This is a genomic window from Pseudomonas sp. G5001 (assembly GCF_013385475.1).
In the GTDB taxonomy this organism is placed as follows: Bacteria; Pseudomonadota; Gammaproteobacteria; order Pseudomonadales; family Pseudomonadaceae; genus Aquipseudomonas.
The window spans coordinates 77,608-98,699 of sequence record NZ_JACAPZ010000015.1; the positions used below are offsets into that span (position 1 = coordinate 77,608).

A 21,092-nucleotide genomic window follows, 5' to 3' on the forward strand; every position below is an offset into this window, starting at 1 on the left:
GCGGCGCATTTTAGCAGAGCGCTGGGCTATCGGTAAGCTGTGATTGGCAGTGCATTTGAAATCAATGAGTTATAGGGGAAACCGGCCTGTTGCGGCACACCCAAAACACTTGTGGGAGCGGGCGTGCTCGCGAAGGCGGTGGGGCAGCCAATAAATCTGCTGGCTGATACACCGCTTCGCGAGCAAGCCCGCTCCCACATTGACCGCATTCCAGCTTGAATCCCTGCAGCCTCAGCCTTTTTCGGGCTGGAAGCGAACCACAAAACCCTTGAGGTTCTGCTGGCGATCCAACAGGTCCCGCAGGCGATCGGCTTCGGCGCGCTCGATCAGCGGCCCGATGAATACCCGGTTCTTGCCATCGGCGCTGCGGATATAGGCGTTGTAACCCTGGGTGCGCAGCTTCTTCTGCAACGCATCAGCACTTTCGCGGTTAGCCAGGCTGGCCAGCTGGATCGACCAGCTGATCGGCAAGCCATTCGGGTCAATACGGCTCTGGCCCACGTCCGGCTTGCCTGGTGCCGCAGGTTGCGGGGCCACAGGTTTTGGCGCTGGCGCCGGCGCCGCAGGCTTCGCAGCAACTGCAGGAGCAGCAGGCGCAGGCTTAACCACCGGCACGCTCGGCTGCACCGGCATCGACGGCGCTTGCTGTGCAGCCACTTCGTCATCGGTCGGCACCGGCTCTTCTTCCGGCAGCGCTTGCGGCTCGGGAACCACCACCGGCTCAACCTGAACCTGAGGCACCGCAGGCGCCTGGGGCGCAGCTGGCGCTTCAACGGTCACTTGGCGCTGCTCATCCTGACGGGAAAACAGCATCGGCAGGAAAATCACCGCCAACGCCACCAGGACCAGGGCTCCAACCATTCGCTGCTTGTATGCGCTATCCAGTAATGCCATGTGCAGCTTCCTCCGTGGAGCGCCGGGCCAACCATTCGAGCGCCTCGGCAACACAATAAAATGATCCGAACAACAGAATCTCATCCTCAGGCGTCGCAACCGCGCACTGGGCTTCCAGGCCGGCTGTCACGCTTGCATGGGACGTCACGGACGCGCCAAGGTTCTGCAAGGCAACCTGCAACTCGACGGCAGGACGACTGCGGGACGTATCCAGCGGTGCAACCGCCCAGGCCTGGACGTCACCCAACAAGGGTGCAACCACGCCGTCCAGGTCCTTGTCGGACAACAACCCGAACACCGCGAGGCGGCGACCGGCGGGCGGCGTGCGTGCCAGGCGCCTGGCCAGGTATTCAGCGGCGTGAGGGTTATGCCCCACATCCAGCAGCAGGTTCAGGCGCTTGCCCTCCCAGTCGAACGTGCGCCGGTCAAGGCGCCCCACCACGCGAGTAGCCTGCAACGTAGCGGCAATCTGCTCGGCATGCCAGGGCAAATCCAGCAACAGGTAGGCTTGCAGCGCGAGCGCGGCGTTTTCCATCGGCAGGTTCAGCAGTGGCAAGTCGCGCAACTCGACGGTTTGACCGCGCGCGTCAAGCCCGCGCCATTGCCAGAATTGGTCGCCAATCTCGAGATTGAAATCACGCCCACGCAGGAAGAACGGGCAATCCAGCTCGCGCACCTTGTCCAGCAAGGTATGCGGCGGATCCAGGTCGCCGCACAGTGCAGGCTTGCCCTGGCGGAAGATCCCGGCTTTTTCATAGGCCACGGACTCACGGGTGTTACCCAGGTAGTCCGCATGGTCGACGCCAATACTGGTAATCAGCGCCAGGTCGGCATCCACCACGTTGACCGTGTCCAGACGCCCGCCCAGACCGACTTCCAGCACCACTACATCCAGCTGCGCACGCTCGAACAGCCAGAACGCCGCCAGGGTGCCCATCTCGAAATAAGTCAGGGAAATCTCGCCACGCCCGGCATCAAGTGCGGCGAAGGCTTCGCAGAGTTGCTCGTCAGTGGCTTCGACGCCATTGAGCTGCACCCGCTCGTTGTAGCGCAGCAGGTGCGGCGAGTTGTACACGCCGACCTTCAGGCCCTGGGCTTGCAGCAAGGCCGCGACAAAGGCGCAGGTAGAGCCCTTGCCGTTGGTGCCGGTCACCGTGATCACACGCGGCGCCGGCCGGCCCAACCCGAGGCGGGCCGCTACCTGTTGCGAGCGCTCCAGGCCCATGTCGATGGCTGACGGATGCAACTGCTCAAGGTAGGCGAGCCATTCGCCCAGGGTACGTTGGGTCATATGTTTGCAGGCACCGGTGGCACGACAATCGGCTCGATTTTAGGCGCGACGTACACAGGTGTCGGCAGGCCCATCATTTGCGCCAGCAGGCTACCCAGGCGCGGACGCAGTTCGCCGCGCGGAATGATCAGGTCGATCGCGCCGTGCTCCAGCAGGAACTCGCTGCGCTGGAAACCTTCCGGCAGTTTTTCGCGAACGGTCTGCTCGATAACACGCGGGCCGGCAAAGCCGATCAGCGCCTTCGGCTCACCGACGATCACGTCACCCAGCATCGCCAGGCTGGCGGAAACACCACCGTAGACCGGGTCGGTCAGCACGGAGATGAACGGAATACCTTCTTCGCGCAGACGCGCCAGTACCGCGGAGGTCTTGGCCATTTGCATCAGGGAGATCAGTGCTTCCTGCATCCGCGCACCGCCGGAGGCGGCGAAGCAGATCATCGGGCAACGGTTTTCCAGCGCGTAGTTGGCGGCACGTACGAAACGCTCACCGACGATGGCGCCCATCGAGCCGCCCATGAAGGAGAATTCGAAGGCCGAAACCACCACCGGCATGCCCAGCAGCTTGCCGCTGACGGAAATCAGCGCGTCCTTTTCACCGGTCTGCTTCTGGGCCGCGGTCAGGCGGTCCTTGTACTTCTTGCCGTCGCGGAACTTCAAACGGTCAACCGGCTCCAGGTCAGCGCCCAGTTCGGAGCGACCATCGGCGTCGAGGAAAATATCAATGCGGGCGCGGGCGCCGATACGCATGTGGTGATTGCACTTGGGGCAAACGTCCAGGGTCTTTTCCAGCTCCGGGCGGTACAGCACCGCGTCGCAGGATGGGCACTTGTGCCAAAGACCTTCAGGAACCGAGCTTTTCTTCACCTCGGAACGCATGATCGAAGGGATCAGTTTGTCTACTAACCAGTTGCTCATGCTTTCTTTCTCCAGTACCGGTGGCTTGAACACAGCCCCGCGTATGCCCTTGAGCTAAATTCATATGTGGCGATGACACAAACTGGACGGGGTCAGACGTTCGACCAGCCATTTCCTGCCTGTGCCCTCAGCCTTCCAGACAACCTGCCGTGCAGGGTTGCCACTTCATTTCCGGGCCTCCCACAGGCGGCGCCGGGCTGTTTTACACAGTGGTAGTTATGGACGGCGGCAGACTGCCAGCCGTCACATCGTCCCGCTGCTGTCGCGCACGGCCTGCATGAATGCGCGAATCCTTGCGTGATCCTTGATGCCCTTGCCCTGCTCTACCCCGCCGCTGACGTCCACGGCATACGGCCGAACCTGCTGGATGGCACTGGCCACGTTGTCCGGATTCAGGCCGCCCGCGAGGATAATCGGCTTGCTCAACCCCTCGGGAATCAACGACCAGTCAAACGCCTCGCCCGTACCACCGGGAACGCCTTCGACGTAGGTGTCGAGAAGAATCCCGCGAGCCCCGCCATAGGCAGCGCATGCCGCAGCAATATCGTCCCCGGCCTTGACCCGCAGCGCCTTGATGTACGGGCGCTGGTAGCTCTCGCACTCGTCCGGACTCTCATCGCCATGGAACTGCAGCATGTCCAGTTGCACGGCGTCGAGGGTTTCATTGAGCTCGCAGCGGCTGGCGTTGACGAACAACCCCACGGTGGTCACGAACGGTGGCAACGCGGCAATGATCGCCCGCGCCTGCAAGACATTCACCGCCCGCGGGCTTTTGGCATAAAACACGAAACCGATGGCATCGGCCCCCGCCTCGACCGCCGCCAACGCGTCTTCTATGCGGGTAATCCCGCAAATCTTGCTGCGAACGGCAGACATGTCGATGAAACCTCAGGGCGTGTCCGGGAAAGTCCCGGATGGTAACAAATGCTTTTGAGGGCGTCAGCCGCCAAGTTCGCTGAAACCTGTGAGGAAGTGTGGCCCGATGAATCGCTGGGGCAATTCGAACTCGTCGCGGTACTCCACATCCACCAGGTACAGGCCGAACGGATGCGCCGTGACGCCGCCGGTACGGCGAATCCGGCTTTCCAGGACTTCCCTGGCCCATTCCACCGGGCGTTCGCCGGTACCGATGGTCATCAGCACCCCGGCGATATTGCGCACCATATGATGCAGGAACGCGCCGGCGCGGATATCCAGCACGATCATCTTGCCGTGGCGCGTCACCCGCAGGTGGTGGACTTCCTTGATCGGCGACTTGGCCTGGCACTGCCCGGCACGGAACGCGCTGAAATCGTGGATACCTACAAGATGCTGGGCCGCCTCGGCCATGCGCTCGGCGTCCAGCGGGCGGTGGTTCCAGGTGATTTCTTCGTTGAGATGGGCCGGGCGGATCTGATCGTTGTAGATCACATAGCGATAACGCCGGGCGATGGCCTTGAAGCGCGCGTGAAAGTCCGCCGGCATCACCTTGGCCCAACTGACGCTGACGTCGTGGGGCAAGTTGATATTGGCGCCCATCACCCATGCCTTCATCGAGCGCTCGGCCTGAGTGTCAAAGTGCACCACTTGCCCGCAAGCGTGCACGCCGGCATCGGTCCGCCCGGCGCACATCAGCGACACCGGTGAGTCGGCGACTTTCGACAGGGCCTTCTCCAGGGTTTCCTGCACCGTCGGCACACCGGAGGCCTGGCGTTGCCAGCCACGATAGCGCGAGCCTTTGTATTCCACGCCCAGGGCGATTCTGAAAAAGCCTGCGGCCGCCATTTCGGCGGCCGCGTTATCTATATTTGCCAAGAACTGAGAGCCTGATGAGTTGCGCAAAGGCGGCCATTATAAGGCCGTGCGCCTGGGACGCCATGGATTTGGTGCCTGGATGGCAAAACGGCAGCCCGAAGGCTGCCGTTGTATTTACCGCGCGTATCAAGCCAGCCGGCTGAGCATTTCCTTGGCTTCGCCCTTCTGACCGTCATCGCCTTCCTTGAGCACCTCGCCAAGAATGTCCCGCGCCCCGTCGGCATCGCCCATGTCGATGTAGGCCTGCGCCAGGTCGAGCTTGGTGGCCACTTCGTCGGTACCCGAGAGGAAGTCGAATTCCGGCTCATCGCCACCCAACGCCGCGTCGTCGGCGGTGAAGGACGGTTCGATTGGCGGATGTTCCAGGCTTTGCGACAGGCGATCCAGCTCGGCGTTGACATCATCAAGCTCCGACGCAAACGCGTCCGGCTTGGCCGCTGCAGGCGCCTCGGGCTCGTCGGCCAGGGACAGGTCGAAATCCTCCGGCAGGTCGAGGTCGTCCAGGTCGGCCGGCGTCAGTGTCGGCGGCTCTACCGGCGGCAGGTCCTTCATCTGGTCTTCAAGGCCGGAGAGGAAGTCGTCGTCTGACTGGGTCGACGAGGGTGGATCGAGTTGCAGGTCCAGGTCGAAATCCGAGAGGTCTTCCGCACTGGCCTTGGCCTCGGTCTGCTGTTGCAGCACCGATTCAAAGCTCAGGTCGTCGTCCGACGTCGGGCGGACCACAGCTGGCGAAGCAGCCTCCAGATCGTCCAGGCTGAGGTCGAAGTCAGTGTCAAACGCGTCCGGCGCAGGCTCAGGTGCAAGCGGTGCCGGGTCGTCCTTGAGCAGGTCCTTGACGTATTGGGCGTCGAGAGCGGCAGCGGCAACGGCAGCGCTGACGCCTGCTGCGAACACGGCCATGGCCGGGAAGCGGCTTTTCAGTTGTTCGACCTGGGCATGGTTGTCGCCATTGGCGACCAGTTGGCGCTCCTGGGTGACAAACCCGTCCTTGTTGCCCTGCAAGCCGTGGACTTCCATCAGCTTGAGACGCAGGTCACTGCGGGCGGGCTCTTGCTTGATTGCATCTTCCAGCACTTCCGCAGCCTGGTTCAGGTGGCCACGGTCGATATGCGACTGGGCTTGCGCCAGGGCGTCGGTCGGACGCTGCACAGCAACAGGTGCGACCACCGGCGCAATCACCGGGGCAACCACCGCCGCTGGAGCTGGAGCTGGAGCTGGAGCTGGAGCCAGCTTGACGTTCGGCGGCGGTACATCAAGGCCTTCGAAACTGTCGGATGGCAGGTCGTGATCAATGTTCGGCGCAAATTCCGGCTCTTCAGCCAGGGCCCGTGCCATGCGCAGGTGCTTTTCTTCTTCAAGGCGCGCATTGCGATGACGGGCCCACAGCAGCAGAAGCAACAGCACCAGCAAACCCGCTGCGCCGCCGATCACCCCCAGCACGATCGGGTTGGTCAGCAGGTCGTTGAATTTACCTTCAGTGCTGGCAGGTGCCGCATCCGGCTTGACCGGGGTCTCGACCGGCGCAGCCGCGGGGGTTGCTGCCGGAGCTGCCGCTGCCGCCGCCGGTTGTGCAGCCAGCTCGGCCGGCATCGCCGCCGTTGCAGCAGGCTGCGCCGCAGCGCCACCCGGGGTCTGCAACTTGGCCAGTTGGTTGTTCTTGAGCTCGATCAGCCGCTGCAGCTTGTCCAGCTGACTTTGCAGGTCAGCCATGCGGCTTTTCAGTTCTTCATTCTCGCGACGGGTCGAATCCAGGCTTTCCTGGGTCACCGCCAGCTTGTTGTTCAAGGCCCGGCTGTCGCCCGCCGCGCCCTTCCCGCCTTTCCTGGCCGCTTCGGCCGAGACCAGGCTCAAATTGTCCTTGGTATTGGTCTGCGACGGCGCATTACCCGCCTGGGTACGCTTGGTCGCGTCCAACTGCGCCTTGCCGGCGAGCTGATTGCCGCCACGGCGACCCTCGCGCCACGCCGCGTTTTGCGCCGTCACTTCAGCAATCGCCTCGGGCTGCGGCAGGCTGGTGCTTTGCCCCGAATCCGGCAGGCGCAGGACCTGGCCGGTTTTCATGCGGTTGATGTTGCCGTCGATAAAGGCGTCAGGGTTCAGCGCCTGAATGGCCAGCATGGTCTGCTGCACCGAGGCGCCATTGCGGTTTTTCGCGGCGATTTCCCACAAGGTGTCACGGGAAGTCGTGGTGTGTTCCTTGGCCTTGGTGACTGCCGGAGCCGTCGTCGCAGGCGCACTCAAGCGTGGCGCGGGTGCAGGTGCACCGGCGGCCGGGGTCGACTGGTCAAACTTGGCCGGGTCCAGCAACACGCTGTAGTCGCGCATCAGGCGACCGTTGGGCCATTGCACCTGCAGCAGGAAACGCACGTAGGAATCCGGCAGCGGCTTGCTGGAGGTGACACGCACCACACTGCGGCCGTTGGGATTGACCACCGGGGTAAAGGTCAGGTCGTTCAGGAACGCCTGGCGATCGACGCCCGCATCCACAAAGGCCTGGGACGACGCGAGGCTGGGGGTGATCTCGGAGGCGGTCAGGCCACCGACATCGAGCAACTCGATTTCCACCGACAGCGGCTGGTTCAGCTTCGACTTGAGGGTCATCTCCCCAAGCTGCAGTGCTTGCGCCATACCGGAGGACAGCGCCGAGGCGGCCGCTATTGCTAACACCAGTTTGCGAACTTGAACCATAGCCTCATCCTTTTTGAACACTCCCCGGCCGGCGAGAAGGTGGGTAACCGCTGCCATTAGGCATGGCGAGCCGATAGGTCACCGACGCGCAATTTTTCCAGCTTGGGGCCAAGCATAGCGCTTGGCTAGAATCAATCTACAAATTGCCGCCAAGTATCTTTTACACAAGGCCTTTTATCAACAACTGCGCCAGCTGTACGGCGTTCAGTGCCGCCCCTTTGCGTACGTTATCTGACGCCAGCCACATATTTAGTTCCGCAGGGTCATCAACACCGGCACGAACCCGGCCCACGTAGACCACGTCCTGACCGACCGCATCGCCCACAGCCGTGGGGTAATCGCCCTCTTCCACCAACTCGACACCCGGTGCCGAGTCCAGGGCACGGTTGACGGCAGCGAGATCCACCGCTGCCCCCAATTGCAGTGACACAGTCAGGCTATCGCCAAAAAACACCGGGGCTTGAACGCAAGTGACGGAAATCTTTAGCAAAGGCATTTCCAGCACGGCGCGCAATTCGTGCACCAGGCGTTTTTCCAGGGCGGTGTGGCCTTGCGCGTCAGGCTTGCCGACCTGGGCCAGCAGGTTAAAGGCCATTTGCCGGTCGAAGAACTTCGGCTCCAGCGGGCGCACATTCAGCAACTCGGCGGTCTGCCGGGCGAGTTCGCTGACAGCCTCACGGCCCTGGGCGGAAACAGCGAGGTTGGCGGTGACGTTGACGCGCTGAATGTCCAGCAAGCCGCGCAGTGGCGCCAGCACCACGGCCAGGGCAGTGGCCGACGGGCTTGGGCTGCTGACCTGATAAGGTTTTTTCAGGCCATCGAGGATCTGTGCGTTGGCTTCCGGCACTACCTGCGGCGCCTGATCGGCCGGCAAGGCGCCGGACAAGTCGATCAGGGTGCAGCCCGCAGCGGTGGCGCGCGGGGCAAAACTCAAGGTGACCGCAGGGCCGGCGGCGAAGAACACCAGTTGGACTTTGCTGAAATCGAATTCATCGACTTCCCGCACCCGCACGTTCTTGCCACGAAACGGCACCGAATGCCCGGCCGACTCGCTGCTGGCCAACAGGTGCAGGCTGCCTACCGGGAAGTCCTGCTCTTCGAGGATCTGCACCAGGGTTTCGCCAACGGTGCCGGTGGCGCCGATCACGGCAATATCAAAGGTCTGGGTCATGGGGGCTGCCTCGGGCATTGCGGGGGGAGCGGCACTTTACCGGGTGGCTGGGGGTGAGGCAATTAACCTGGGGGTTGTGGTGTGGCTGATGGCCTCTTCGCGAGCAAGCCCGCTCCCACATTTGATCGCATTTCAACTGAAGAAACTCGCTCGAATGTGGGAGCGGGCTTGCTCGCGAAGAGGCCCGAGCGCGCAATAAAAAACCCGCGCCTGTCACCAGAACGCGGGTTTCTTATTACCAGCAGCGATTACCGCTCCAGCAAGATCCGCAGCATGCGACGCAACGGCTCAGCCGCGCCCCACAGCAGTTGGTCGCCGACGGTGAACGCGCCCAGGTACTGCGTCCCCATGTTCAGCTTGCGCAGACGGCCAACCGGCACATTCAGGGTACCGGTCACCTTGTTCGGGCTCAGTTCCTGGATACTGATATCACGGTTGTTCGGCACCAGCTTGACCCAAGGGTTGTGCTGGCTGATCAGCCCTTCGATATCGGCGATCGGCACGTCTTTGTTCAGCTTGATGGTCAACGCCTGGCTGTGGCAACGCATGGCGCCGATGCGCACGCAGATACCGTCCACCGGGATCGGGCTCTTGAAGCGACCGAGGATCTTGTTGGTCTCGGCCTGGGCCTTCCACTCTTCACGGCTCTGGCCGTTAGGCAGTTCCTTGTCGATCCACGGGATCAGGCTGCCGGCCAATGGCACACCGAAGTTCTCGGTCGGGTAGGCCTCGCTGCGCATGGCCTCGGCCACACGGCGGTCGATGTCGAGGATCGCGCTGGCCGGGTCAGCCAGTTGATCGGCGACAGCGGCGTGGGTCGCGCCCATCTGCTTGATCAGTTCACGCATGTTCTGCGCGCCGGCACCGGAGGCCGCCTGATAGGTCATGGCGCTCATCCACTCCACCAGGCCGGCTTCGAACAAGCCGCCCAGGCCCATCAGCATCAGGCTGACGGTGCAGTTGCCGCCGATGTAGTTCCTGGTGCCCGCGTCCAGTTGCTGGTCGATCACCTTGCGGTTGACCGGGTCCAGCACGATCACCGCGTCATCCTGCATGCGCAGGCTGGAAGCGGCGTCGATCCAGTAACCCTGCCAGCCGGCTTCGCGCAGCTTGGGGAAGACTTCGCTGGTGTAGTCGCCACCCTGGCAGGTCAGAATGACGTCGAGGGTCTTCAGTTCTTCAATGTTGTAGGCGTCCTTGAGCGGAGCAATGTCCTTGCCCACGGACGGCCCTTGACCACCTACATTGGAGGTGGTGAAAAACACCGGCTCAATAAGATCGAAATCCTGCTCTTCCAGCATCCGCTGCATGAGCACGGAACCGACCATACCGCGCCAACCGATCAGACCTACACGTTTCATCGCAACTACACCTTGTTCAAAAGTGGGCCGCCTTGCAGCAACATCTGCAAGCGGGCCCGAGAGATTACAGATTCCGCAGCGCGGCGACTACTGCGTCGCCCATTTCTTGCGTACCGACCTTGGTGCAACCCTGGGACCAGATGTCGCCAGTGCGCAGGCCCTGGTCGAGCACCAGGCTCACGGCCTGCTCGATGGCATCCGCGGCGTCGGTCAGGTTGAAGCTGTAACGCAGCATCATCGACACCGACAAAATGGTCGCCAACGGGTTGGCAATGCCCTGCCCGGCGATGTCCGGCGCCGAACCGTGGCACGGCTCGTACATGCCCTTGTTGTTGGCATCCAGGGAGGCCGACGGCAGCATGCCGATGGAACCGGTGAGCATCGAGGCCTGGTCGGACAGGATGTCGCCGAACAGGTTGTCGGTGACGATCACGTCGAACTGCTTCGGTGCACGCACCAGCTGCATGGCGGCGTTGTCGACGTACATGTGGCTCAGCTCGACGTCCGGGTAGTCCTTGGCGACTTCTTCGACGATTTCACGCCACAGCTGGCTGGACGCCAATACGTTGGCCTTGTCCACCGAGCAGACCTTCTTGCCACGCACACGGGCCATGTCGAAACCGACACGGGCGATACGGCGGATTTCACTCTCGCTGTACGGCAGGGTGTCGTAGGCCTGACGCTCGCCATTCTCCAACTCGCGCACGCCCCGTGGCGAGCCGAAGTAGATACCGCCGGTCAGTTCGCGGACGATCAGGATGTCCAGGCCCGCGACGATTTCCGGCTTCAGGCTGGAAGCGTCCGCCAGTTGCGGGTAAAGGATCGCCGGGCGCAGGTTGCCGAACAGGCCCAGTTGCGCACGGATCTTCAGCAGGCCGCGCTCAGGGCGGATGTCACGTTCGATCTTGTCCCATTTCGGGCCACCCACGGCGCCCAGCAGCACGGCGTCGGCTGCGCGGGCACGCTCCAGGGTTTCGTCGGCCAGAGGCACGCCGTGCTTGTCGATGGCCGCGCCGCCGATCACGTCGTGGCTCAGTTCGAAGCCCAGGCTGTACTTGGCGTTAGCCACTTCCAGCACCTTGACCGCTTCGGCCATGATTTCCGGACCAATGCCGTCGCCAGGGAGAATCAGAATCTGCTTGCTCATGGGTTCCTCATTTCATCAAGCGACCCGCCCGTGGGCAGGTCGGGAAAAATTAATCAGCGTTCGGCCCACACCACCAGCACGTCGGTGCTGAAGGTGCCGTCGGCTTGAATCTCGAAGTAATCGCGCACTTCCTGGCCCATTGCCTTTTGCAGCTCCAGGATCGCGGCACGCAATACCTCTGGGGTGCGCATGCGCTCGACCCACGAGGTGTATTCCAGGCGCAGGCGCTGGCGGCTGCTGTTGCGCACATGCAAACCGGCTTCGCTGAGCTGGCGCATCCACTCGCCGGCGGAATAGTCACGCACGTGGCTGGTGTCGCGCAGCACTTCGACGGTTTGCAGGTAAGTGTCCAACAGCGGGCTGCCCGGTGACAAGACGTCCACGAAAGCGGCCACGCCACCCGGCTTGAGCACCCGGCGCACTTCACGCAGGGCCAGGCCCAGGTCGCTCCAATGGTGCGCCGAGTAGCGGCTGAACACGAAGTCGAATTCGCCATCGGCAAACGGCAGGCGCTCGGCGGCGCCGTGCACGGTGCGGATGTTGTCCAGGCCACGGTCCACGGCCGCGGCGGCGACCACGTCAAGCATCTGCTGGGACAGGTCGTACGCCACCACTTCCTTGACCAACGGTGCCACGTTGAAACTCACATGACCGGCGCCGCAACCCAGGTCCAGCAGTCGTGCAGCGCCCTGCCCGGCCAGTTCGGCCTGGAGCAGCGCGAACTCGGTGCCTTGAGCATGTACTGCGCTGCTCAGGTAGGCCGAGGCCTGTTCGCCGAATTGTTTTTGCACGACTTGGGTGTGGGCGGTGCTGGTCATGATGATGTCCCTGGTTTTTGTGTTGCTGTTGCTGGCCCTTTCGCGAGCAAGCCCGCTCCCACATTCGACCGAGTTCCTTCAGTTGAAATGCAATCAAATGTGGGAGCGGGCTTGCTCGCGAAGGGGCCAGTCCGGTCTACATGGAATCAAGCGTCACGAAACAACCAAGGCTGGCTGGCCCGGTGTTTGGTTTCAAACGCTGCAATCGCATCGCCGTCCTGCAAGGTCAGGCCGATATCGTCCAGGCCATTGATCAGGCAGTGCTTGCGGAAGGCGTCCACTTCAAAGTGATACACCTTGCCGTCCGGACGGGTCACGGTCTGCGCCGCCAGGTCGATGGTCAACTGGTAGCCCACATCGGCTTCCACCTGCTGGAACAACTCATCCACTTCGGCATCGCTCAAGATGATCGGCAGCAAGCCGTTCTTGAAGCTGTTGTTGAAGAAGATGTCGGCGTAGCTCGGCGCGATGATGCTGCGAAAGCCATATTCTTCCAGGGCCCACGGCGCGTGCTCACGGCTGGAGCCGCAACCGAAGTTTTCCCGGGCGAGCAACACGCTGGCACCCTGGTAACGCTCGGCGTTGAGTACAAAGTCCTTGTTCAGCGGGCGCTTGGAGTTGTCCTGGTAGGCGTAGCCCACGTCCAGGTAGCGCCACTCGTCGAACAGGTTCGGGCCAAAACCGGTGCGCTTGATCGATTTCAAGAACTGCTTGGGAATGATCTGGTCGGTGTCCACGTTGGCACGGTCCAACGGCGCGACTAAACCGGTGTGTTGAGTAAAAGCTTTCATCGGGTATTCCTCAGATCAATTCGCGAACGTCGATGAAACGACCGTTGACGGCAGCCGCAGCAGCCATGGCCGGGCTGACGAGATGGGTACGGCCACCGGCGCCCTGACGCCCTTCGAAGTTACGGTTGGAGGTGGACGCGCAATGCTCGCCCGACTCCAAACGGTCCGGGTTCATCGCCAGGCACATCGAGCAACCCGGCTCGCGCCATTCAAAACCGGCTTCGAGGAAGATCTTGTCGAGGCCTTCGGCTTCAGCCTGGGCCTTGACCAGGCCCGAACCTGGCACCACGATCGCCTGCTTGATGGTAGAGGCGACTTTGCGGCCCTTGGCGATCACCGCCGCAGCGCGCAAATCCTCGATCCGCGAGTTGGTGCAGGAGCCGATGAATACGCGATCCAGCTGGATGTCGGTAATCGCCTGATTGGCTTTCAAGCCCATGTACTTCAAGGCGCGCTCAATGGAACCACGCTTGACCAGGTCGGTTTCCTTGGCCGGGTCCGGCACGTTCTGGTCAACGGCCAACACCATTTCCGGCGAGGTGCCCCAGCTGACTTGCGGCTTGATCTGGGCGGCATCGAGGGTAACCACGGTGTCGAACACCGCATCGGCGTCGGAAACCAGGTCTTTCCAGGCTTCGACAGCGGCGTCCCAATCGGCACCGCTCGGTGCGAATGGGCGACCCTTGACGTAGGCAATGGTCTTTTCGTCCGCCGCCACCATGCCCACGCGGGCACCGGCTTCGATGGACATGTTGCAGATGGTCATGCGGCCTTCGATGGACAGGTCGCGAATCGCGCTGCCGGCGAATTCGATGGCGTGGCCGTTACCGCCGGCGGTGCCGATCTTGCCGATCACGGCGAGGACGATGTCCTTGGCAGTGACGCCGAAAGGCAACTCACCTTCCACCGACACCAACATGTTCTTCATTTTCTTGGCGACGAGGCACTGGGTGGCGAATACATGTTCCACCTCGGAGGTACCAATACCGTGGGCCAGGGCGCCAAACGCCCCGTGGGTAGAGGTGTGGGAGTCGCCGCAGACCACGGTCATGCCGGGCAAGGTAGCGCCCTGCTCCGGGCCGATCACGTGAACGATGCCCTGGCGCACGTCATTCATCTTGAATTCGGTGATGCCATATTCGTCGCAGTAATCATCGAGGGTCTGCACCTGGAGGCGCGACACGGTGTCGACAATGGCGTCGATCCCGCCTTTACGCTCCGGGGTGGTCGGCACGTTGTGGTCCGGGGTGGCGATGATCGAGTCGACGCGCCAAGGCTTGCGCCCGGCCAGTCGCAGGCCTTCGAACGCTTGGGGCGAGGTCACTTCATGGATGATGTGACGGTCGATGTAGATCAGCGACGACCCATCATCGCGCCGTTTCACTTCATGGGAATCCCAAAGCTTGTCGTAAAGCGTTTTGCCGGCCATCACGCGGTCCTCATCAGGTGTTTCTATGCCCCGGGCCTTGAACGATTCAATAACCCTTTGGCTTGTGAGGCTGATGGTATGGCGCTACATTAAATAACTCAAATTCATATTTTTTATGCTTTGGATTACCAACTGGAATAGCACAATGGACCTGGCCAACCTCAATGCCTTTATCGCCATCGCCGAGACCGGCAGCTTCTCCGGTGCCGGTGAACGCCTGCACCTGACCCAACCGGCCATCAGCAAGCGCATCGCCGGCCTGGAGCAACAATTAAAGGTGCGCCTGTTCGACCGGCTGGGGCGTGAAGTCGGCCTCACCGAAGCCGGACGGGCGCTGCTGCCCCGGGCGTATCAGATTCTCAATGTACTGGACGACACTCGCCGCGCCCTGACCAACCTGACCGGCGAGGTCAGCGGTCGTCTCACCCTGGCCACCAGCCATCACATCGGCCTGCATCGCCTGCCGCCCGTACTGCGAACGTTTACCCGGGAATACCCGAACGTCGCGCTGGATATTCAGTTTCTCGATTCGGAAGTGGCCTACGAAGAAATCCTCCATGGCCGCGCCGAAGTGGCCGTGATCACCCTGGCGCCGGAGCCCCACACGCTGGTGCGGGCCACCCCGGTGTGGGACGACCCGCTGGATTTCGTGGTGGCGCCGGAACACAGCCTGATCAGCAACGGCAGCGTCAGCCTGGCGGACATCGCCCGGCACCCGGCGGTGTTTCCCGGCGGCAACACCTTTACCCACCATATCGTGCAGCGGCTGTTCGAGGCCCAGGGCCTGACGCCAAACATCGCCATGAGCACCAACTACCTGGAAACCATCAAGATGATGGTCTCCATTGGCCTTGCCTGGAGCGTATTGCCGCGCACCATGCTCGATGACCAGGTGGCACGCATCGCTTTGCCGGGCATACAGCTCAGTCGCCAGCTAGGCTATATCGTGCACACCGAAAGGACGCTGTCGAACGCTGCGCGGGCTTTCATGAGCCTATTGGATGCACAGGTCGATCTGCCAGGGAATCAGGCTTGAATCGCCGTGGCCCGTAGACCGTGGAACCCGCGCCGAACGCCCATCGAGCCAAGGCCCTTTGATAATGCGCAACCCCGTCGATACCGTGCCACCCCTGCCCCGCATCTACGCCCTGGACCCACAGGAGGCGGAGCAAAGCTGGGACAGCGCGCCGCAACTGCTGGCGGCGCTCAACGCTGCCCGGCTGGGCGCCTGGAGCTGGGAAATCGATACCGGCCGGATCAGCTGGTCCCGAGGCACTCAGGCCCTGTTCGGCTTCGACCCGCGCCAGCCGCTGCCTGAAGACCTGGAGTACCTGGACCTGCTGGCCCCCGAGGACCGCGCCAAGGTGGTCCGGGCCTTTCATGCGGTGCTGGCCGGCGAACCCGCTGTCCAGGCCATGCACCACCGTATCCAATGGCCCGATGGCAGCCTGCACTGGCTGGAAATCAACGGCAGCCTGCTACCGGACAAGGCCGGGCGTCGGCGAATGATCGGGGTGATCCGCGAAATCACCCACCAGCGCGAGCGCGAACACGCCCTCAGCCATTCGGAAAAGCGCTTCGCCACCCTGTTCCATTTGTGCCCGCTGATGGTCCTGCTGACCCGCCAGGCGGACGGCCTGATCAGCGAAGCCAACCAGTATTTCGAAAGCCTGTTCGGCTGGCCGTTGGCCGATGCCATTGGCCGCAGCACATTGGAGCTGGGCCTCTGGGTACACCCGGAACAACGCGCGCATCTGGTCAAGGCCACCCAGCGCAAAGGCGCCCCCATCACCATGGAAGTGCAGTTTCGCGCCAGCAACGGGCAGGTCCACGATGGCACCCTCAGCGCCCAGAAAGTCGAGCTGGACGGCGAGGACTACCTGATCAGCACCTTCCTCGACACCACCGAGCGCAAGAATGCCGAGCAGGCCCTCAAGGACAGCCAGGAACGCCTGGACCTGGCCCTGGACTCGGCGCAACTGGGCACCTGGGACTGGCACATCCCCAGCGGCATGCTCTATGGCTCGGCCCGCGCCGCCCAACTGCACGGGCTGGAACCCCAACCGTTCCACGAATCCTTCGAGGCCTTCTTTGAAGGCATGCCCCAGGAAGAGCGCGAGAGCATGCGCAACGCCTACCGCACCCTGCGCGAAGGCCCGGCGGGCAACTACCAACTGACCTACCGCGTGCAACTGGAAGACGGCAGTTCGCGCTACCTGGAAAGCCGCGCCCGCCTGTATCGCGATGACACGGGCGTACCGTTGCGAATGGCCGGGACTTTGCTCGACATTACCGACCAGGTTGAACGTGAGCAGCGCCTGATCGCATCCGAAGAAAAATTCGCCAGCCTGTTCCTCGCCAGCCCCGACCCGATCTGCGTGACGCGCCTGGAGACCGGCCAGTTTATCGAAATCAACCCGGCCTTCACCCAGACCTTCGGCTGGACCGCCGCCGAGGTGCTCAACAACAACGCCGAGCAGATCGGCTTGTGGGAGGAGTCCAGCCAACGCCTGCAGCGCATCGAGCAGGTGATCCGCGAACAATCCCTGAGCAACGTGGCAATCACCGTTCATCACAAGAACGGCCAGACCCTGAACTGTGTGATATCCAGCCGCCTGATCCAGGTCAGCGACCAACCCTGCATCGTCACCACCCTGCGGGACATCACCCAACAACAACGCTCGGAAGCGGCGCTCAAGGCCAGCGAAGAGAAGTTCGCCAAGGCCTTTCATTCCAGCCCCGATGCGGTGTCGATCACCGAGCGCGATACCGGGCGCTACGTGGAGGTCAATGACGGTTTCTGCCGCCTCACCGGCTACCGCGCCGAAGAAGCGATCGGCCTGACGCTGTACCAGATCGGCATCTGGGCCGATGAAAACCAGCGCGCGGCGTTATTGGCCGAGTTGCAGATCAAGGGCCGCATTCATCACCTGGAAATGCTCTGGCACAACAAACGCGGCGAAGTGCTGGCGGTTGAAGTGTCGGTGGAGCCCATCACCCTCAACGAAACCCCCTGCCTGTTGCTGACCGCCCGGGACGTCAGCCTGCTGAAAAACGCCCAGGCGCAGATTCGCCACCTGGCCTATCACGACCCCCTGACCAACCTGCCCAACCGCGCCCTGCTGATGGACCGCCTGAGCCAGCAGATCGCCCTGCTCAAGCGCCACAACCTGCGGGGCGCCCTGCTGTTTCTTGACCTGGACCATTTCAAGCACATCAACGATTCCCTCGGCCACCCGGTCGGCGACACGGTGCTGAAGATCGTCACTGCACGCCTCGAAGCCAGTGTGCGCATGGAAGACACCGTGGCACGCCTGGGCGGCGATGAGTTTGTGGTGCTGCTCAGCGGCCTGGAAGGCACGCGCCCGCAAGTCAGCACTCAGGTCCAGGAGCTGGCCGATACCCTGCGCGAACTGTTATCCGAACCGATGTTCCTGGATGGCCACCGCCTGCAAGTCACCCCGAGCATTGGCGTGGCGCTGATCCCCGATCACGGCTCAACCCCGGCCGATTTGCTCAAGCGCGCCGACATCGCCCTGTACCGGGCCAAGGATTCAGGGCGCAACACCATCCAGATGTTCCACAACAGCATGCAGAAAACCGCCAGCGAGCGGCTGCGCATGGAAACCGACCTGCGCCTGGCCCTGTCCCGCGGCGAGTTCAGCGTGCATTACCAACCCCAGGTGGATGCGCGCGGCAACACCATCGTCGGCGCCGAGGCCCTGGTGCGCTGGCAACACCCGCAGTTGGGCGCACAGTCCCCGACGGAATTCATCAAGGTCCTGGAAGACAGCGGCCTGATCCTTGAAGTGGGCACCTGGATCCTCGACGAAGCCTGCAGCACCTTCGCGCAGTTGATTGCCGAGGGGCTGGTAGACCCGCTGAACTTCAGCCTGTGCGTCAACATCAGCCCGCGGCAGTTTCGCCAGAATGATTTTGTCGAACGGGTAGAACGCAGCCTGCGCACCCACCATCTGCCTTATACCCTGCTGAAGCTGGAAATCACCGAAGGCATCGTGATCCAGAATCTGGACGACACCATCAGCAAAATGCGCCGCCTGAAAAAGCTCGGCGTGAGTTTTGCGATGGATGATTTCGGCACCGGCTATTCGTCGCTGACCTACCTCAAGCGCCTGCCGGTGGATGCGCTGAAGATCGACCAGTCGTTTGTGCGCGACGCCACCCATGACCCCAACGATGCGGAGATCATCCGTGCCATTGTGGCCATGGCGCGCAGCTTGAACCTGGACGTCATTGCCGAAGGAGTGGAAACCCCTGAGCAACTGGCGTTTTTGCAGGGGCTTGGGTGTCATTTGTATCAGGGGTATCTGCACAGTCGGCCCTTGCCGGTGGAAGGGTTCAGGCAGGTACTGAAGCGAATGCCCCAGGCCACTTCATCGGAATAAGTTGCACCGGATTTTCCTGATGGGCAGCTGCTTTTTGAGCCTGTAGGTTCAAGTGCTTTCCATTTTCGGGCACACCTACCATGCAGGATGCAAAGCACTCCCCGGCGCTGCTGGGCGGCGCCTCGAGATAACCGGCGCCAGGGTTGATGGACACCATGGGAGCAGACAGGGCATACAGCCAATGCTGTTGAATTTCATCCATGACCAGGAGGTTCCAGAGTCGATGAGAGTAGCCGAGGCCAACTACCTATGCGGACACAGATTGCAAGGCATATGTAGCCGGCCACCATCGGGCTTGTCCTTTCTGCGCGCAGAAAAAAGACCACGAGATCTCGTGGCCTGTGTTTCTCAAACTTTGCACCTTTAAACCTAAACCAGCGTTAGCGCGGTGCCCTCTTCATCCATCCAGCTTGATGATTTCAGTGGGTGTTTATACCCGTAATCATCAAAAGCCCCATCAACGACGACAACAGAATGCATGAAGTTCGCCAACGTGCCGGTTGCACCATCTGCCAGCGCCTGGACGCTGCTGCTTCGGGTAAAGGCGAACAAACCCAGGCGCCGCAGTGCATCACCAGGGGTCTCGCCATCATTGAGCGTGCTCATCGCCGCTTCAAAGCTCTCGCCGGCACGAAACTCGTGGTTCTCCATTTGCGCCCGCTTGGCGCTGACGGCGTACAGGAAATTCGCATCCTTGAGCAGGCCGGCGTCGGTGCCTTTGAAATTCGAGTGTTCGCGGGCTGTTTTCAGTTCTGCATGGGTCAAGCTGACCTTGCTGGAATCGCGCATCGTCACGGTGTAACCGTCGCGGGTCTCGGTGATGTTTTTATAGATGCCCCGGGGACTTTGCCCATACTTCATCATCGCCGCCTTGATCGCCGATACCGTGACACAGTTCCCCTCGACACCTTGATAGAATCCACTCCAGATATCCCCAGGCTTGACCCCGACCGGTACATTGGAAATAGGCGGGGGCCGCGAGCTTGAACCAACGGGCACTCCGTCCGGTACCTCCTCGGCGAGCATGTAGCCATAAGATTTGACGATAGATGGCTTGTCACCATTGCTGTGCTGCAGGCCATCCAGTACCAAGGCACTCGAATAGCCAAAAGTACTGACCACCCCCACCGCGCCCTGCTCCTGCATCTTGGCGGGTGGCACGATGCGCAAGAAGCCAGTCATGCCCAAGCCCTTCAACACGCGGTATTCCGTATCGCCTTTGAGCGTGTTCGATAAAATCTTTTCAAACGATGCCCCAGGGTCCTGGTCACCGCGGGTCATCTGCTTGCGCTTCGTGTACGCCGCCAGCATGAAGTTGGCCTGCTTCACCGCGTCGGGGTTGTTCCCAGCGAAACGCGAGGCCGTGGTCGCTTGCTGCAACTCTTGCCGGGAAAAATGCAGTTCGAAACCGTCCTTCATCGTGATGTCATAACCGTCTCCCGCCGGGGTGACTTTCTCGAACATATCCGTGGCGTCTGGACCAAACCTCATCATCATCATTTTTATGACGCAGGCATGGCTGCTGCCATCAACAACCTCACCGAATCCTCGCTCGGCCGCGTTAAATCCGCTGAGAATGTCAACGGGCTTGCGGCCACGCCGGGTGGACGGCGTATCGACGTGGGGAACATCGACCGGAGCAACCGGCACATCTCGCTTGACCGGCTTAGCCGATTGCCCCTCCTTGTCCAGCACGTAGACGTAGGGACGGTCGGGGCGATATTGACGGTCAAACCGATGCGCCACCCCATCCCGAATCAACGCGGCACCGAAGTTATGCGCCTCCATGACGCCGACGGAGTTCCTGCCGACGAGTTGCTCCGAAGGGATCTGCTGCATAAAACGGCCCATGCCCATGCCCTTGAGCAGGTTCGATGCAGTCTCACCCTGTAAGGACGTGGTCAAGGCCGCGTTAAAGCTGCTGCTGATACGGCTGTCGGAACTGGACAATTGTTTGCGCTTGACGAAGACAGCCAATGCGAAATTCGCGTTTTCCACTGTACTGGCATCACCACCGACAAATCTCGACGCTGACGCAGTGCCATGCACTTCATGATCGGAAACATGCAACTTATAACCGTCTTTCAGCGTAATGTCATACCCCGAGCCAACGCGCTTTACTTCATCAAATAGATCAGCGCGCGCGGGACCGAAGGTCGATATCATCATCTGGATAACAGCAGAATGGCTGCTCGTATCAAAATGCTCACCGAACTGTCGCTCGGTAGAATTCAAAGTACTTACACTGTCGACGGATTTATTTTCACCCCCGTGTACACGCGCAGGATGATGGACCGCCGTACTCATTGTATAACCCGTATTCATCGTAATCATGGAGCACTCCTTTAAAGGGCGAACACACAATGGCCCGTGGTAAACGCTGCC

16 protein-coding genes are annotated in these 21,092 nt (G+C 61.7%); 2 read left to right on the plus strand and 14 right to left on the minus strand.

The annotated features are described in order from the left end of the window. Positions 1 to 231: 231 nt before the first annotated feature. The 12 genes from HX805_RS13825 to leuC form a co-directional block, all read right to left on the minus strand. Positions 232 to 894, minus strand: a complete 663-nt coding sequence (locus HX805_RS13825) for an SPOR domain-containing protein (protein ID WP_087693954.1) — start codon at positions 892 to 894, stop codon at positions 232 to 234. Beyond that, positions 878 to 2,185, minus strand: a complete 1,308-nt coding sequence (gene folC, locus HX805_RS13830; RefSeq protein WP_177116938.1) for a bifunctional tetrahydrofolate synthase/dihydrofolate synthase — start codon at positions 2,183 to 2,185, stop codon at positions 878 to 880. The genes HX805_RS13825 and folC overlap by 17 nt, the downstream gene beginning before the upstream one ends. Then, complete coding sequence (gene accD, locus HX805_RS13835) at positions 2,182 to 3,102, minus strand: acetyl-CoA carboxylase, carboxyltransferase subunit beta (protein WP_003212675.1); 921 nt, start codon at positions 3,100 to 3,102, stop codon at positions 2,182 to 2,184. The genes folC and accD overlap by 4 nt, the downstream gene beginning before the upstream one ends. 243 nt (positions 3,103 to 3,345) lie before the next feature. Beyond that, positions 3,346 to 3,978, minus strand: a complete 633-nt coding sequence (locus HX805_RS13840; RefSeq protein WP_003212673.1) for a phosphoribosylanthranilate isomerase — start codon at positions 3,976 to 3,978, stop codon at positions 3,346 to 3,348. 63 nt (positions 3,979 to 4,041) lie between these two features. Beyond that, complete coding sequence (gene truA, locus HX805_RS13845) at positions 4,042 to 4,866, minus strand: tRNA pseudouridine(38-40) synthase TruA (RefSeq protein WP_003212671.1); 825 nt, start codon at positions 4,864 to 4,866, stop codon at positions 4,042 to 4,044. 156 nt (positions 4,867 to 5,022) lie between these two features. Continuing rightward, positions 5,023 to 7,584: a FimV family protein gene (locus tag HX805_RS13850; protein WP_177116939.1), complete on the minus strand. Its 2,562-nt coding sequence runs from the start codon at positions 7,582 to 7,584 to the stop codon at positions 5,023 to 5,025. Positions 7,585 to 7,744: 160 nt separating this feature from the next. Next, positions 7,745 to 8,755: an aspartate-semialdehyde dehydrogenase gene (locus tag HX805_RS13855; protein WP_003212668.1), complete on the minus strand. Its 1,011-nt coding sequence runs from the start codon at positions 8,753 to 8,755 to the stop codon at positions 7,745 to 7,747. A gap of 248 nt (positions 8,756 to 9,003) precedes the next feature. Then, entirely contained in the window at positions 9,004 to 10,116 is a 1,113-nt protein-coding gene (asd, locus tag HX805_RS13860; RefSeq protein WP_003212667.1) for an aspartate-semialdehyde dehydrogenase, read from the minus strand. 64 nt (positions 10,117 to 10,180) lie between these two features. After that, entirely contained in the window at positions 10,181 to 11,263 is a 1,083-nt protein-coding gene (gene leuB, locus HX805_RS13865; RefSeq protein WP_003212664.1) for a 3-isopropylmalate dehydrogenase, read from the minus strand. Between the two features lie 53 nt (positions 11,264 to 11,316). Then, the gene (locus HX805_RS13870) at positions 11,317 to 12,081 is read right to left on the minus strand and encodes a class I SAM-dependent methyltransferase (RefSeq protein WP_003212662.1); all 765 of its coding nucleotides are present in this window, start codon (positions 12,079 to 12,081) and stop codon (positions 11,317 to 11,319) included. Positions 12,082 to 12,227: 146 nt separating this feature from the next. Beyond that, a complete protein-coding gene (gene leuD, locus HX805_RS13875; RefSeq protein ID WP_003212660.1) occupies positions 12,228 to 12,872 on the minus strand; it encodes a 3-isopropylmalate dehydratase small subunit in 645 nt (214 codons plus the stop codon). A 10-nt stretch (positions 12,873 to 12,882) separates the two neighbouring features. Next, on the minus strand, positions 12,883 to 14,301 hold the full coding sequence (leuC, locus tag HX805_RS13880; RefSeq protein ID WP_003212658.1) for a 3-isopropylmalate dehydratase large subunit: 1,419 nt from the start codon (positions 14,299 to 14,301) through the stop codon (positions 12,883 to 12,885). A gap of 145 nt (positions 14,302 to 14,446) precedes the next feature. Between leuC and HX805_RS13885 the strand changes: the two genes are divergently transcribed. Beyond that, positions 14,447 to 15,337 (plus strand): LysR family transcriptional regulator, encoded by an 891-nt coding sequence (locus HX805_RS13885; protein WP_003212656.1) that lies wholly within the window; start codon positions 14,447 to 14,449, stop codon positions 15,335 to 15,337. Between the two features lie 64 nt (positions 15,338 to 15,401). Next, positions 15,402 to 18,707, plus strand: a complete 3,306-nt coding sequence (locus HX805_RS13890; protein WP_003212653.1) for a bifunctional diguanylate cyclase/phosphodiesterase — start codon at positions 15,402 to 15,404, stop codon at positions 18,705 to 18,707. Here the strand turns inward: HX805_RS13890 and HX805_RS13895 are convergent. Then, positions 18,661 to 18,909, minus strand: a complete 249-nt coding sequence (locus HX805_RS13895; protein WP_177054538.1) for a hypothetical protein — start codon at positions 18,907 to 18,909, stop codon at positions 18,661 to 18,663. The two genes, HX805_RS13890 and HX805_RS13895, sit on opposite strands and share 47 nt — an antisense overlap. Positions 18,910 to 19,076: 167 nt before the next feature. After that, a complete protein-coding gene (locus HX805_RS13900; protein WP_177116940.1) occupies positions 19,077 to 21,041 on the minus strand; it encodes a hypothetical protein in 1,965 nt (654 codons plus the stop codon). Positions 21,042 to 21,092: the final 51 nt, after the last annotated feature.

Excerpts from the sequence above, each read along its gene's own strand:
- HX805_RS13825 (WP_087693954.1), bottom strand. The coding sequence starts at position 894 with ATGGCATTACTGGATAGCGCATACAAGCAGCGAATGGTTGGAGCCCTG.
- folC (WP_177116938.1), bottom strand. The coding sequence starts at position 2,185 with ATGACCCAACGTACCCTGGGCGAATGGCTCGCCTACCTTGAGCAGTTG.
- accD (WP_003212675.1), bottom strand. The coding sequence starts at position 3,102 with ATGAGCAACTGGTTAGTAGACAAACTGATCCCTTCGATCATGCGTTCC.
- HX805_RS13840 (WP_003212673.1), bottom strand. The coding sequence starts at position 3,978 with ATGTCTGCCGTTCGCAGCAAGATTTGCGGGATTACCCGCATAGAAGAC.
- truA (WP_003212671.1), bottom strand. The coding sequence starts at position 4,866 with ATGGCGGCCGCAGGCTTTTTCAGAATCGCCCTGGGCGTGGAATACAAA.
- HX805_RS13850 (WP_177116939.1), bottom strand. The coding sequence starts at position 7,584 with ATGGTTCAAGTTCGCAAACTGGTGTTAGCAATAGCGGCCGCCTCGGCG.
- HX805_RS13855 (WP_003212668.1), bottom strand. The coding sequence starts at position 8,755 with ATGACCCAGACCTTTGATATTGCCGTGATCGGCGCCACCGGCACCGTT.
- asd (WP_003212667.1), bottom strand. The coding sequence starts at position 10,116 with ATGAAACGTGTAGGTCTGATCGGTTGGCGCGGTATGGTCGGTTCCGTG.
- leuB (WP_003212664.1), bottom strand. The coding sequence starts at position 11,263 with ATGAGCAAGCAGATTCTGATTCTCCCTGGCGACGGCATTGGTCCGGAA.
- HX805_RS13870 (WP_003212662.1), bottom strand. The coding sequence starts at position 12,081 with ATGACCAGCACCGCCCACACCCAAGTCGTGCAAAAACAATTCGGCGAA.
- leuD (WP_003212660.1), bottom strand. The coding sequence starts at position 12,872 with ATGAAAGCTTTTACTCAACACACCGGTTTAGTCGCGCCGTTGGACCGT.
- leuC (WP_003212658.1), bottom strand. The coding sequence starts at position 14,301 with ATGGCCGGCAAAACGCTTTACGACAAGCTTTGGGATTCCCATGAAGTG.
- HX805_RS13885 (WP_003212656.1), top strand. The coding sequence starts at position 14,447 with ATGGACCTGGCCAACCTCAATGCCTTTATCGCCATCGCCGAGACCGGC.
- HX805_RS13890 (WP_003212653.1), top strand. The coding sequence starts at position 15,402 with ATGCGCAACCCCGTCGATACCGTGCCACCCCTGCCCCGCATCTACGCC.
- HX805_RS13895 (WP_177054538.1), bottom strand. The coding sequence starts at position 18,909 with ATGGATGAAATTCAACAGCATTGGCTGTATGCCCTGTCTGCTCCCATG.
- HX805_RS13900 (WP_177116940.1), bottom strand. The coding sequence starts at position 21,041 with ATGATTACGATGAATACGGGTTATACAATGAGTACGGCGGTCCATCAT.